Origin of the sequence: Sphingobium phenoxybenzoativorans (assembly GCF_001757355.1) — a bacterium.
In the GTDB taxonomy this organism is placed as follows: domain Bacteria; phylum Pseudomonadota; class Alphaproteobacteria; order Sphingomonadales; family Sphingomonadaceae; genus Sphingobium; species Sphingobium phenoxybenzoativorans.
The window spans coordinates 1-12,920 of the sequence record NZ_MINO01000054.1 but is presented as its reverse complement, the minus strand read 5'-3'; the positions used below and the strand labels follow the sequence as shown (position 1 = coordinate 12,920).

Below are 12,920 nucleotides of genomic sequence, written 5' to 3'. Positions count from 1 at the left end.
GAGGCATGCCGTGACGGAATGACGTCACACACCCTTGCGTCATCGGCCTGACCCTCGCATTGTCTGCGGCGCGACGTTCAAAAAGGGGCAGGGGCCGCAGATGGAAAATGCTGAACAGGCAAAAGGCTGGCGCGCCAGCCTGCCGCAATCGATCCGCCCCTATGCCGAGCGCGCGCCGCTTACGGCGCTGTTTCTGGGCATTTCCTCCGGCTTTCCCTTCGCGCTACTCGCCGCGACGCTGACCAATCGTCTGGCCGACGCCGGGATCGAGAAGAAATCGATCTCGGCCTTTGCTCTCGCGCTTCTCGTCTACAGCTTCAAATGGGCATGGGCGCCGCTTATCGACCGGTTCCGCCTGCCTCTCCTGTCCAGCGCTCTGGGTCAGCGCCGTTCCTGGCTCTGGCTCTGCGGCACCGCCACGGCCATCGCGGTGTTCGTGCTGGGCGTTGCCGACCCGCTCACCGGATTGCAGGCCGTTGTCGTCGGCGCGCTGCTGCTGGGCTTTGCGGGCGCGACGTTCGACATTGTGATCGACGCCTACCGCATCGAACTGCTCGCGCCGGAACAGCTCGGCGTCGGTTCGGGCATGTCGCAATATGGTTGGCGTCTGGGGGCCTTCTTCGCCGCCACCATCGCGCTCGCCGTCGCCAGCATCTCCAACTGGACCTGGGGCTATATCGCCTGCATGCCGCTCGCCTTCGCCGGACCGATCGCATCGATCTTCGCGGGCGAGCCTGCCCGCCATCATGAGCCGAAGCCCCTGCGCAGCGCGGGCGAAGCGCTCGCCGCCTTTTACGGGCCTCTCGTCGACTTCTTCAAGCGGAAGGGCGCTATCCTCGTCCTGCTGTTCGTGCTGATCCACAAGATTGGCGACACGATGGCGAACCTCATGATCCGCGACCTCCTCGTGCAGCTTGGCTTCACCAAGCCGGAAATCCTGTGGGGCGACGTATGGGTCGGCTTCTTCGCGCTGCTGGCCGGCATCTTCGTCGGCGGCATCATCTATGCGCGCCTGGGCATGAAGCGGTCGGTGATGGTCAGCCTGATCCTGATGGCCGTGTCGAACCTCAGCTTCGCCGGGCTGGCGGCAGTGGGCCACTCCATGCCCATGCTTGCCTGGACCATTGGTTTTGAGAATTTCGCCAGCGGCATTGGCGGCGTCACCGTGGTCGCCTATCTGTCCGCGCTCTGCAACCTGCGCTTCACCGCCACGCAGTTCGCGCTGCTCTCCGCCGCCGCGGCGATTGTCGGCCGTTTCCTGACCGGCACGACCGCCGGATCGCTGATCGAGCAATTCGGCTATGTCGACTTCTACCTGCTGACCACAGCCTTCGCGCTGCCGGGCGTGCTGCTCTACTGGTTCCTCCTGCGCTCCGGCCTCATCGACCAGAGCATAGGCGAAGCAGGCGTCGAGGAGCCTTCCGCTCAGGCGGCGGCGTAAAATTCCATCGGCCTACCCAGGTCGGCAAAGGACTGCGCCACCGCCTGAACGCATGTCAGCGCGCCCAGCGCCGCGTCGGACGCCAGCAGTTCCGACACCCGCTCATAGGCGGCATGCGGGTCGCTCAGACCCTCCGACACCGCCTGCATCAACAGCGCTTCATCGCCGGTCATCTTGGAGCAGCAACAGGGCGCGACCATGATCTTGCGGCTCGACGCCCGCGCCATCTCCAGCATCATCGCCCGCAACAGCACCAATGGCCTGCGATAGCTTTTGCCGAACGTGCCGAGCAGGGCGTTGGCGGCGTGTGCGTCGTTGACGCCCGCCATCGCCATGCGCCGCACCGCGAACAGGAACAGCCGGTTCCCCCGGTCCTCCGGCAGGGCCTTGTCCGTCATTTTATGCGTGATTTCTGGGTTGCGCATGCCGTGCCTCCAATCTCCTGACAGAGGCATATCATGCAGCTATTGCGAGTCAATCGCAATTAAATTCAGTCTGGCAATTGTCGGTTCGCCTTAAGCACGTCTCCGGCCAGGTAGAGCGAGCCTGCGATCAGGATGGCGGCGGACCGGTTTTGCGCGCCGATCGCGCCGATAGCGGCCGTTACCTCGTCATGCGCGGTAAACGGAACGCCCCATTTTCCTGCGATCCCGGCGAAGCGGGCAGGGGGATGATGCGCATGCCCCTCCACCGGAAGTCCATGAATATGCGCGACTTTCCCTTCAAGCGGCGCGAGAAAGGCTTCGATATCCTTGTTCGCCAGCATCCCGGCCACCAGGTGCAGCTTCCGGCCGTTCAGCCGCTCGTCGTCGAAATATTGGCCCAGCACTTCTCCGGCCGATGCATTATGCCCGCCGTCCAGCCAGACGATGCTTTCCGGCCCAAGCGGCGCGAGGAGGGGGCCATCCTCCAGCCGCTGCAGCCTCGCTGGCCAGTGCGCCCACAAGGGCGCCGCCTTCAATGCCGACTCGCTCACCGGCACAACCTGTTGATGGCGGAGCATTGCCGTCGCCAGTGCGGCGTTCATGGGCTGATGCGGACCGGACAGGCGCGGCAGCGGCAGATCGATCCGCCCTTCGCTGTCCCGATAGTGCAGCCGCTGGCGATAGACCGCGGCGTCCCAGTCCGACCCCATGGGCCGCCACAGACCACCCCGTTCGCCAACCGCGCGCTCGACAATGGACGCTATCGCGGCCGGATAGCGCATGGTGACGACGGGCGTCCCGGCCTTCGCGATCCCGGCCTTTTCCCCGGCGATTTCCGCCAGCGTGTCGCCCAGAAAGCTTTGATGGTCGATGCCAAGCTGCGCGATGCCGCATGCGGCCGGCGAAGGAATGACATTGGTCGCGTCCAGCCGCCCGCCAAGCCCGACCTCCACTATGCAGGCGTCCGCCCGATGTTCGGCAAAGGCCAGGAACATCGCCGCAGTCGTCACTTCGAAGAAGCTTGCGCCGATCCCCTCGGCCACATCCAGCACCCGCTCCAGATAGGCCGCCAGCAGTTCGTCGGAGATCAGCCCGCCATTTATGCGGATGCGCTCGTTGAACCGGACCAGATGCGGCGATGTGAACACATGGACGCTCTTGCCGTCGGCCTCCAGAGCCGCGCGCAGGAAGGCGCAGGTCGATCCCTTGCCGTTCGTTCCCGCGACATGAAAAACCGGCGGCAACGCCAAATGCGGATCGCCCAGCCTGTCCAGCAGGGATGTTATGCGCTCCAGACCCAATATGTCCGCGCCCGGCGACAGCATCGCCAGCCGGTCGAGCTGCGCCTGCACGGCGGGGTCGGATGAAACGGCGTGGTCTGGCATGGCGTCCTTGCCGCTGGCTATGGTCGAACCCTGAAGCTCAGGCGGCTACCCTGGTCGTCAGATAACCGATGACCTGCGCCAGCTTCGCCTTCAGCGCGTGCCGGTGCACCACCATGTCCAGCATGCCATGCTCCAGCAGATATTCGGCCCGCTGGAACCCTTCGGGCAGCTTTTCGCGGATCGTATTCTCGATCACCCGCTGCCCGGCGAAACCGATCAGGGCGTTCGGCTCGGCGATCTGCACATCGCCCAGCATCGCATAACTTGCCGTGACGCCGCCCGTCGTCGGATCTGTCAGCACAACGATATAGGGCAGGCCGGCATCGTGCAGCTTGCGGATCGCCACGGTCGCGCGCGGCATCTGCATCAGGGAGAGGATTCCCTCCTGCATCCGCGCGCCGCCCGCAGCCGTGAAGATCAGATAGGGCGCACGGCGGGCAATCGCTTCCTCCACACCCTGAACGAAGGCTGCGCCCACGCCCATGCCCATCGACCCGCCCATATAGGCGAAATCCTGCACGCCCATGATGACGGGCGAACCCTCTATCGTCCCGCGTGCATTGATCAGCGCATCGGTTTCTCCGGTGGAGGAGCGCGCCGCCTTGATCCGGTCGGTATATTTCTTGGAATCGCGGAATTTGAGGGGGTCTTCCTTCACCACCGGCGTCGGCAATATGACCGTGCTGCCCGCATCCAGTATCTGCGCGAAACGGTCCTTCGGCCCGATCCGCCCATGATGGTCGCACTTCGGGCAGACGGACAGATTATCCTCCCACTCCTTGGTGAACACCATCTGGTTGCACCCGCTGCATTTGTGCCAGAGGTTGTCGGCCGTCTCGCGCTTGGCGATGAACGGAATGGCGTTGCGAACCCGGTTCAGCCAGCTCATGCGGCATGCTCCCTTGCTGTCATGGCGGCGCGCAGCGAGGCGACGAAGTCGCGCACGAAGGGCGCCGCCTTGTCTCCATGCGAACCCACAATATCGACGATCGCGGACCCGACGACAACGCCGTCGGCCACGCGCCCGATGGCGGCCGCCTGCTCCGGCGTGCGTACGCCAAAGCCCACCGCCACGGGCAGGTCGGTCGCCGCCTTCAGTTTCGCGACGGCATGTTCGATATGGGTAAGCTGCGCCTGCTGCTTGCCAGTGATGCCCGCGACCGAAACATGGTAGAGGAACCCGCCCGCGCCATCCAGAACGGCGGGCAGTCGCGCCGCATCGGTGGTCGGCGTCGCGAGCCGGATCAGGTCGATCCCGGCCGCCCGCAGGGCGGGGCCGATCTCCCGGTCCTCCTCCGGCGGGATGTCGACGCAGATCACGCCATCGACGCCCGCCGCCTTGGCCTGCGCCGCGAACCATTCCGCGCCGCGCGCCAGCATCGGGTTGGCGTAGCCCATCAGCACCAGCGGGATATCCGGGTGCCGCCCGCGAAACGCCGTGGCGATGGCCAGGATATCGGCGGTCGTCGTGCCCGATCCCAGGCTGCGCAGATTGGCCAGCTCGATCGCCGGTCCATCGGCCATCGGATCGGTAAAGGGCATGCCCAGCTCGATAATGTCCGCGCCGCCCTCGACAAGCGCATCCAATATGGCGGCGCTGTCGGCGGCCGTCGGGTCGCCCGCCGTGACGAAGGTGATGAGCGCCGATCGGCCCTGATTGCGGCACGCCGCGAACCTTTGCGCAAAACGGTCCGTCATATCTCGACCTCCAGCGCCTCTGCGACGGTGAAGATGTCCTTGTCGCCCCGCCCGGAAAGGTTGACCACCACGATCTTGTCCGCATCCAGCGTCGGCGCGATCCTCTCCGCCGCCGCCACGGCATGCGCCGATTCCAGCGCTGGGATGATGCCCTCCAGCGAGGAGAGCTTCTGGAAACTGGCCAGCGCCTCCTTGTCGGTCACAGGCACATAATCGACCCGGCCGATCTCATGCAGCCAGCTATGCTCCGGCCCGATGCCCGGATAGTCGAGACCCGCCGAAATGCTGTGCGCCTCGGTGATCTGCCCATCCTCATCCTGCAGCAGATAGGTGCGGTTGCCGTGCAATATGCCGGATGCGCCGCCCGCCAGGCTCGCGGCATGCTTGCCGTCCAGCCCTTCGCCGGCCGCTTCGACGCCGACCATGGCGACGTCGCTGTCGTCCAGGAAAGGATGGAACATGCCGATGGCGTTGGACCCGCCGCCGACCGGCGCGATCAGCATGTCGGGCAGGCGGCCCTCCGCCTCCAGCATCTGCGCGCGGATTTCCTTGCCGATGACCGACTGAAAATCGCGAACCAGCTCAGGATAGGGGTGGGGTCCGGCCGCCGTGCCGATAATGTAGAATGTGTCATGCACGTTCGACACCCAGTGGCGCAGGGCGTCGTTCATCGCATCCTTCAACGTCTGCGATCCCGAAGTGACGGCATGCACCTCCGCGCCGAGCAGCTTCATGCGAAAGACGTTGGGCTTCTGCCGCTCGACATCCTTCGCGCCCATGAAGATGGTGCAGGGCAGGCCGAAAAGCGCCGCCACCGTCGCCGTCGCCACGCCATGCTGGCCCGCCCCCGTTTCCGCGATGATCTTCGTCTTGCCCATCCGCTTGGCGAGCAGGATCTGGCCGATGCAGTTATTGATCTTGTGCGCGCCCGTGTGGTTCAATTCCTCGCGCTTCAGGTAGATTTTCGCGCCTTTGCCCGCCGGCGCATTCTTTCTCAGCGCCTCGGTCAGCCGCCCTGCATAATAAAGCGGGTTTGGCCGCCCGACATAATGCTTAAGCAGCGTCTGAAATTCTTCCTCGAAAGCGGGATCGGCCTTGGCCGCCCGATATTCTTTCTCCAGGTCGAGGATCAGGGGCATCAGCGTCTCGGCGACATAACGTCCGCCGAAAGCGCCGAAATGGCCGCGTTCGTCCGGTTGGCTTCGCAGGCTGTTGGGCAAGGTGATGGTATCGGTCATGGTCGCTTCAATCTCACTAGACATGGAAAACTGTTCGCTTCGGTAAAGGGGAAGCGATCAGCGCCATCGTGTCCAGATGCGCGTGCCCGTGCGTATGATCGTGGCGGCCTGCGTCAACATGTCGAAACCGCATTGCAGAAGGCGGCGATCTTGTCCACATCCTTGATGCCCGGCGCGCTTTCGACGCCCGAAGACACATCGACCAGCGGCGCGCCCGTGATGCGGATCGCCTCCGCCACATTGTCGGCGTCCAGCCCGCCGGAAAGCCCCCAGGGGGCGGGCGGCCGGAACCCGGCAAGCAGGTCCCAGTCGAATCGCAGACCCATTCCGCCCGGCAGGTCGGCGCCCTTAGGGGTCTTTGCGTCATAGAGCAGCATGTCCACCGCGCCGGCATAGGCCGATCCGGCGGCTAGGTCGGCCCGCGTCTTTACCGGGATCGCCTTCCATAGCGTCCTGCCGAACCGCGCGCGGATGGCTGCGGCGCGCTCCGGCGTCTCATCGCCATGCAGTTGCACGATATCGACATGCGGCGCGATGGCGGCGAGCAATGCGTCGTCCGGCTGCACCAGCACCGCCACCCGGCCGACATGATCGGGCGCGCGCCGGGCAAGCGCCGCCAGCCGGTCTATCTCCAGATGCCGGGGGCTTTTGGCGAAATGCACGAAACCGACATGGCTCGCCCCGCCTTTCAGCGCTGCCTCGACTGTCTCCGGCGTCGAGAGGCCGCAAATCTTGATCGCGATTCGGGACATGGCGGCTCGTCTAGACGCTACTGGCCCGGCAGGAAACCGCCGTCGCATCCGCCGCAGAAATGCTCTTGAAAGTCGTCCGCCATCCCATAGATTGCATGCAAAGGAGACAGGATATGGACAATGGCAGCGGCGAAAATTGCCCGTTCGAATTTAATTTCGACCCCGCGACCTTCAAGGTCGGCGATACGGTCAGCTATCGCGTGACCGGCAGCCTTGCCGATTTTCCCTTCATGGGCGTGTTGATGGAGGTGCATGACGATCATGTCGTGCTGACGTCCGATCCCGACGATCCGGTCAGCCGCATGCGCGCCACGCGCGAAAGCCGCCCGGTCGTGGCGGAAGCGGATGTCTGCTGAGGACTCTGCGCCGCATCTAAAGGTTAGAAGCGGGTGCTCCTGCGGCGGGTGCTTCTGCGAAGGCGAGCCCAGGACAAGCCTCCTGCTTGGGCAGTAGCGCAAGCGTCCTTCTGATCGCGCCCTAAAGCGTCGCCTCTATCTCGCGCGCGGCGATATCCGGATTGGCGGCCAGGCTGATCGGCCGTCCCACCACCAGGATCGATGCGCCCCGGTCCAGCGCCTCGCGCGGCGTGACGGCGCGCTTCTGGTCGCCCATCGCGCCGCCGCTGGGGCGCACGCCGGGGACTACGAAGAAGCCGTCCGGCCATGCCTTGCGCGCAGCCGCCACTTCCTCGCCGGAACAGACGATCCCGTCCAGGCCGGACGCGCGGGCGAGATCGGCGAGCCGCTCCACCTGATCGATCGCCGCGCCGCCGACGCCAATGTCGATCAGGTCGCTGTCATCCAGGCTGGTCAGCACGGTGACCGCCACGACTTTCGTGTTCAGCCCGGCGGCGGCCTTGGCGTCCTCCAGCATCGCCCGTCCGCCCGCGGCATGGACGGTCAGGATCGCCGGCTCCAGCACATGCAGCGCCTGCACAGCCTTGGCAACGGTGTTGGGGATGTCGTGCAGTTTCAGGTCCAGGAAGATCGGCAGGCCGAACTTCGTCATTTCATGCACGCCATGATGGCCATTGGCGCAGAAGAACTCCAAGCCCAGCTTCAATCCTCCCACATGGCCGCGCACGCGCTGCGCCAGCGTCTGCGCCTTGCGCAGGTCGGGCGTATCGATGGCGACATAGATTGGGCTGGTCATGCTTCGCTTGCCGGGGTCAGGGGGGATTTGTCGAGGAGGGGGTCGGTGGAGTTGGAGAGGCTCATGCCGGTCTGGGGCGGGGGCGCCGCCGCTGCAGTGGCGCTGGCCAGAGCGCGCTCCGTCGCGTCCAGCCGCCGCTTCATCCGCCACCGCGTCGCCCGCGCCATGATCCAGAAGGGCACCGCGCCCAGCAGGAACGCGCCGACGACCAGAACCGGCAACCGCGTGTCGGCCACCATGTCGCCCCACAGCTTCACGGATACAGAAACCCAGTTCGCCTTGCAGAACAGGGCCAGGGCGACGGCAAGCACGACCCACAAAGCGGTTCTCAGGAACTGCATTCCATCCCCTTCCACAGTTGCTTCATCGCAAGCTTAAGGGAAATTTCCGGGCCGTTCCACCCCGTCACGGTCATATTTGCCAAGCGCTGTTCCTCAGCCGAACACCCGCGCGAAGATCGTATCCACCTGCTTGAAGTGATAATCGAGGTTAAACTTCTCCTCGATCTCCTGCGCGGAAAGGGCCGCCCTCACGTCCTCATCCTCTTTCAGCAGGTTCAGCAGCGACAATGCGCCATCGGATTCCCACACCTTCATGGCGTTGCGCTGAACATAGCGATAGCTGTCCTCACGGCTGACGCCCGCCTGCGTCAGCGCCAGCAGAACGCGCTGCGAGTGAACAAGACCGCCCATCTTGTCGAGATTCTTCATCATCCGTTCGGGATAGACGAGCAGCTTGTCGATCACGCCGGTCAGGCGGCCGAGCGCGAAGTCGAGGGTGATCGTCGCATCTGGGCCGATATAGCGCTCGACCGAGGAATGGCTGATGTCCCGCTCATGCCACAGCGCCACATTCTCCATGGCCGGCAGGGCGTAGGAGCGGACCATGCGGGCGAGGCCGGTCAGATTTTCCGTCAGCACCGGGTTCCGCTTGTGCGGCATCGCCGATGAACCCTTCTGCCCCGGCGAGAAATATTCTTCCGCTTCAAGGACTTCGGTGCGCTGCAGATGGCGCACTTCCACGGCCAGCCGCTCGATGGACGAAGCAATGACGCCCAGCGTCGCGAAGAACATCGCATGCCGGTCGCGCGGAATGACCTGCGTCGATACCGGCTCCACCGCCAGGCCCAGCTTGCCGGCGACATATTCCTCGACGCGCGGGTCGATATTGGCGAAGGTGCCCACCGCCCCGGAAATGGCGCAGGTCGCAACCTCCGCTCGCGCCGCGACCAGCCGCGCCCGGCAGCGGGAAAATTCCGCATAGGCTTCCGCCATCTTCAGGCCGAACGTCACCGGCTCTGCATGAATGCCATGGCTGCGGCCGATCGTCGGGGTCAGCTTATGCTCGAACGCGCGCCGCTTGATGACCTCCAGCAGCTTGTCCAGATCGGCGATCAATATGTCGGACGCGCGGGCGAGCTGCACCGCCAGGCAGGTGTCGAGCACGTCGGAACTGGTCATGCCCTGATGCATGAAGCGCGCCTCGTCGCCGACATTTTCCGCGACCCAGGTCAGGAAAGCGATCACGTCATGCTTCGTCACCGCCTCGATCGCGTCGATGGCGGGGACATCGATGGCCGGGTTGGTCGCCCACCAGTCCCACAGCGCCTTGGCCGCTTCCTTCGGCACGACGCCCAGATCGGCCAGCGCCTCGGTCGCATGCGCCTCAATCTCGAACCAGATGCGGAATCGCGCCTCCGGCTCCCAGATCGCGGTCATTTCAGGGCGGGAGTAGCGCGGAACCATGGGGGTCGAATCCTGTCAGAAAATGGGATGGGCGGCGCGTAGCAGCGCTGATCCCGCGCGGCAAATCGGATCGGAAATGGCCGCATTCTGCAACTGGTCGCAAAAACCCCTGCAGACGCCGGTGAAATGACGATTTCCCGCGCTGGAACGATGCCGTTCAGCAATCGTTACTGGAACGGAATGCACCTGCTGGACATAATATCTGTCAACACCCCATCCAAAAATGGGTCGCCCTAGCGGTTTGAAAACCGGAGATAAAAAGAATGAAGTTCATGATGGTCTGCGCCGTGGCGCTGTTTGCGGCGTCCCCGGCGTTGGCGCGGCAGGGGGATAATGCCGCCTCCGGCAACCAGTCCCAGGGCGCAAGCTCCGTGCAGTCGATCGTCGACAGCGAATTTCCCGCCTATGACGCGAATCAGTCCGGCCAGCTTGAGCAGCCCGAATTCATCAAATGGATGGTCGCGCTGAAGGATCAGGAGATGAAGGCGACGGGCAAGGCCCTGCCTGCCTCGGAGATCAGCGCCTGGGCCAGCGGCGCCTTCACCTCGGCCGACGCCGATGGCAGTGGCGCGGTCAGCAAGGAAGAGTTGGTGAAATATCTAACTGGCGGATCGTCCTGAATGACGTCCCCCGCCTGAGTCTCCTGAACAGTCCCCCCGGCCCGTGTGGACCCCGCCCACGGGTCGATCGCGGGCGGTCCGGCCAAGCGCCGGGCCGCCCGCTTTCCATTCCCACTTCCAGTCTAGAGGAGGCCCAGCGCCCGCATGCTGCTATGGCCTTCCGCCCCCATGATGATGTGGTCATGCACGGAAATGCCCATGCGCTTGCCCGCTTCGGCGATATGCTTTGTGATTTCAATGTCCTGCCTGCTCGGCGCGGGATTGCCGCTCGGATGATTATGCATCATCCCAGCTTGCACGAATAAATGATTGATTTAATTCGAAAATTATACTGATTAAATCTCGTTGGGGGCTGAAATGAGGGGCGGATTAAATCCCGCTCACGCCTCCTCGTTACGCTACCATGACACACCCCCGTGCACCCATATTGAATGCGGTTATAGTCCCCTTTTTAACCTTGGGACAATGTGAGTCTGGCAGCGCGTTCGAGATGACAGCTCCCAGTCATACGGGAGAAAAGCCGCGCCAAGACGCAGCGAGTGGGTCATCTATTGGCGATGGCAGTACTATCAATTTGCTAGAAATGATTACCGTACGGCGTCCTCGGCTGTCCGCTGTTGATTGCCACTGAGATTTGACCCGGGAGGGGCATAAATTTCCACTGAGAAGTGACCCATGTTCTGACCTTTCCCCTGGCTTTGGCGTCGGGGGAACGAGGAGTGATCGACATGGCGTTACTGAGTGTAATTCGACGCTGGCATTTCCGGCAGCACATCCCGATCCGAGAGATTGAACGGCGCACGGGATTGTCGCGCAACACGATCCGCAAGTACCTGCGGGCGGATACGGTCGAGCCGAAGTTCAAGGTTCCGGCACGGCCGAGCAAGCTGGACCCGTTTGCGGAGAAGCTATCGGCGTGGCTGCGGATCGATGCCAACAAGTCACGCAAGCAGCGGCGCACGGCCAAGCAGATGCACGCGGATCTCATGGTTCTGGGCTACGATGGTTCCTACAACCGCGTGGCGGCGTTCGTGCGGGCCTGGAAGGCCGACCGTCAACGCGACGCCCAGACCAGCGGGCGCGGGACTTTCGTGCCGCTGGTGTTCCAGCCAGGCGAGGCATTCCAGTTCGACTGGAGCGAGGACTGGGCGATGATCGCCGGCAAGCAGACCAAGCTGCAGGCCGCGCACACCAAGCTGGCGCACAGCAAGGCCTTCATCGTGCGGGCCTATCCGCTCCAGACCCATGAGATGCTGTTCGACGCCATGACCCAGGCCTTCCGGGTTCTGGGCGGCGTGCCGCAGCGCGGGATATTCGACAACATGAAGACGGCAGTCGACAAGATCGGCACCGGCAAGGCCCGGCAGGTCAACGCCCGCTTTGCCGCCATGGCGAGCCACTATCTGTTCGAGCCCGAGTTCTGCAACCCGGCCTCGGGATGGGAGAAGGGCCAGGTCGAGAAGAACGTGCAGGATGCACGGCGGCGACTGTGGCAGGTGATGCCTGCCTTCCCGGATATCAATGCACTCAATGCCTGGCTTGAGGCGCATTGCATCGCGCAGTGGAGCCAGATCCAGCATGGCGTTCTTCCCGGGACCATTGCTGATGCGCATGCCGCCGAGGTTGCCAGCCTGATGCCGCTGGGGCGGCCCTTCGACGGCTTCGTCGAGCATGCCAAGCGGGTATCCCCGACCTGCCTGATATCGTTCGAGCGCAACCGGTACAGCGTGCCCGCCTCCTTCGCCAACCGGCCAGTGAGCGTGCGGATTTACCCCGAGCGCATTGCCGTCGCGGCCGAAGGACAGATCCTGTGCGAACATGAGCGGGTCATTCAGCGATCCCATGATCTGCCGGGACGGACGATCTATGACTGGCGGCACTACCTCGCGGTGGTCCAGCGCAAGCCCGGTGCCCTGCGTAACGGCGCTCCCTTCACCGAGATGCCGACAGCGTTCCGGCAACTGCAGGGCCAGCTTCTGAGGCATCCCGGCGGCGACAGGGAGATGGTGGAGATATTATCGCTGGTCTTGCACCATGACGAACAGGCCGTGCTGCGTGCCGTGGAACTGGCATTGGAGGCCGGCGTCGCGACCAAGACTCACATCCTCAATATCCTGCACCGCCTGATCGACGGCAAGGACGCTACTCCGCCAAGGATCGATGCCCCGCAGGCCCTGATCCTGCGACGCGAGCCCAAGGCCAACGTCGCGCGCTACGACACACTGCGGAACAAGGATCTGCGCCATGCGTCATGATCCTGCCAGCGCCGCCGTCGTGGTCATGCTGCGCGCACTCAAGATGTACGGCATGGCCCAGGCCGTCAGTGACCTGACCGAACAAGGTGCGCCCGCGTTCGATGCAGCTGTCCCCATCCTCTCCCAGTTGCTCAAGGCCGAGCTTGCCGAGCGCGAGGTCAGGTCCATCGCCTACCAGATCAAGGCAGCCAGGTTCCCCGCCTACAAGG

Annotated in this window: 14 protein-coding genes and 1 pseudogene; 5 read left to right on the top strand and 10 right to left on the bottom strand. The window is 64.0% G+C overall.

Annotated features, from left to right (window positions below; translation table 11 throughout):
• The first annotated feature begins 100 nt into the window (after nucleotides 1–100).
• Nucleotides 101–1,441 carry an AmpG family muropeptide MFS transporter gene (locus BHQ40_RS18635; RefSeq protein WP_070157322.1) on the top strand — a complete coding sequence of 447 codons (1,341 nt, stop codon included), beginning with the start codon at nucleotides 101–103 and terminating at the stop codon, nucleotides 1,439–1,441.
• Here BHQ40_RS18635 and BHQ40_RS18630 read toward each other — a convergent pair.
• The 6 genes from BHQ40_RS18630 to BHQ40_RS18605 form a co-directional block, all read right to left on the bottom strand.
• Nucleotides 1,426–1,866 (bottom strand): DUF6628 family protein, encoded by a 441-nt coding sequence (locus BHQ40_RS18630; RefSeq protein ID WP_070157319.1) that lies wholly within the window; start codon nucleotides 1,864–1,866, stop codon nucleotides 1,426–1,428. The two genes, BHQ40_RS18635 and BHQ40_RS18630, sit on opposite strands and share 16 nt — an antisense overlap.
• Before the next feature lie 65 nt (nucleotides 1,867–1,931).
• Nucleotides 1,932–3,251 (bottom strand): bifunctional folylpolyglutamate synthase/dihydrofolate synthase, encoded by a 1,320-nt coding sequence (locus BHQ40_RS18625; protein WP_070157316.1) that lies wholly within the window; start codon nucleotides 3,249–3,251, stop codon nucleotides 1,932–1,934.
• Nucleotides 3,252–3,288: 37 nt separating this feature from the next.
• Nucleotides 3,289–4,140, bottom strand: a complete 852-nt coding sequence (accD, locus tag BHQ40_RS18620) for an acetyl-CoA carboxylase, carboxyltransferase subunit beta (protein WP_070157313.1) — start codon at nucleotides 4,138–4,140, stop codon at nucleotides 3,289–3,291.
• Nucleotides 4,137–4,949, bottom strand: a complete 813-nt coding sequence (gene trpA, locus BHQ40_RS18615; protein ID WP_070157310.1) for a tryptophan synthase subunit alpha — start codon at nucleotides 4,947–4,949, stop codon at nucleotides 4,137–4,139. The genes accD and trpA overlap by 4 nt, the downstream gene beginning before the upstream one ends.
• Nucleotides 4,946–6,187: a tryptophan synthase subunit beta gene (gene trpB, locus BHQ40_RS18610; RefSeq protein ID WP_070157307.1), complete on the bottom strand. Its 1,242-nt coding sequence runs from the start codon at nucleotides 6,185–6,187 to the stop codon at nucleotides 4,946–4,948. The genes trpA and trpB overlap by 4 nt, the downstream gene beginning before the upstream one ends.
• A gap of 113 nt (nucleotides 6,188–6,300) precedes the next feature.
• Entirely contained in the window at nucleotides 6,301–6,939 is a 639-nt protein-coding gene (locus tag BHQ40_RS18605; RefSeq protein ID WP_070157304.1) for a phosphoribosylanthranilate isomerase, read from the bottom strand.
• A gap of 113 nt (nucleotides 6,940–7,052) precedes the next feature.
• Between BHQ40_RS18605 and BHQ40_RS18600 the strand changes: the two genes are divergently transcribed.
• Nucleotides 7,053–7,295, top strand: a complete 243-nt coding sequence (locus tag BHQ40_RS18600; protein ID WP_246524604.1) for a reeler domain-containing protein — start codon at nucleotides 7,053–7,055, stop codon at nucleotides 7,293–7,295.
• Nucleotides 7,296–7,416: 121 nt separating this feature from the next.
• On the opposite strand, the gene pyrF is transcribed toward BHQ40_RS18600, so the two are convergent.
• The 3 genes from pyrF to purB form a co-directional block, all read right to left on the bottom strand.
• Nucleotides 7,417–8,091 carry an orotidine-5'-phosphate decarboxylase gene (gene pyrF / locus BHQ40_RS18595; RefSeq protein WP_070157301.1) on the bottom strand — a complete coding sequence of 225 codons (675 nt, stop codon included), beginning with the start codon at nucleotides 8,089–8,091 and terminating at the stop codon, nucleotides 7,417–7,419.
• Nucleotides 8,088–8,432 carry a lipopolysaccharide assembly protein LapA domain-containing protein gene (locus BHQ40_RS18590; protein ID WP_070157298.1) on the bottom strand — a complete coding sequence of 115 codons (345 nt, stop codon included), beginning with the start codon at nucleotides 8,430–8,432 and terminating at the stop codon, nucleotides 8,088–8,090. Before BHQ40_RS18590 ends, pyrF begins: the two co-directional genes overlap by 4 nt.
• 93 nt (nucleotides 8,433–8,525) lie before the next feature.
• Complete coding sequence (purB, locus tag BHQ40_RS18585; protein WP_070157296.1) at nucleotides 8,526–9,836, bottom strand: adenylosuccinate lyase; 1,311 nt, start codon at nucleotides 9,834–9,836, stop codon at nucleotides 8,526–8,528.
• Between the two features lie 263 nt (nucleotides 9,837–10,099).
• Here purB and BHQ40_RS18580 point away from each other — a divergent pair, with 263 nt between their 5' ends.
• A complete protein-coding gene (locus BHQ40_RS18580) occupies nucleotides 10,100–10,456 on the top strand; it encodes an EF-hand domain-containing protein (protein ID WP_070157291.1) in 357 nt (118 codons plus the stop codon).
• A 122-nt stretch (nucleotides 10,457–10,578) separates the two neighbouring features.
• On the opposite strand, the pseudogene BHQ40_RS25310 reads toward BHQ40_RS18580, so the two are convergent.
• Nucleotides 10,579–10,743, bottom strand: a pseudogene (locus tag BHQ40_RS25310) (JAB domain-containing protein); the annotation flags it as partial.
• Between the two features lie 441 nt (nucleotides 10,744–11,184).
• Between BHQ40_RS25310 and istA the strand changes: the two are divergent.
• Together istA and BHQ40_RS18570 are read left to right on the top strand one after the other, a co-directional pair.
• The gene (istA, locus tag BHQ40_RS18575; protein WP_070157353.1) at nucleotides 11,185–12,711 is read left to right on the top strand and encodes an IS21 family transposase; all 1,527 of its coding nucleotides are present in this window, start codon (nucleotides 11,185–11,187) and stop codon (nucleotides 12,709–12,711) included.
• The coding region (locus tag BHQ40_RS18570) for an ATP-binding protein (RefSeq protein ID WP_216094904.1) at nucleotides 12,701–12,920 on the top strand (220 nt) is incomplete at its 3' end. The genes istA and BHQ40_RS18570, both read left to right, overlap by 11 nt.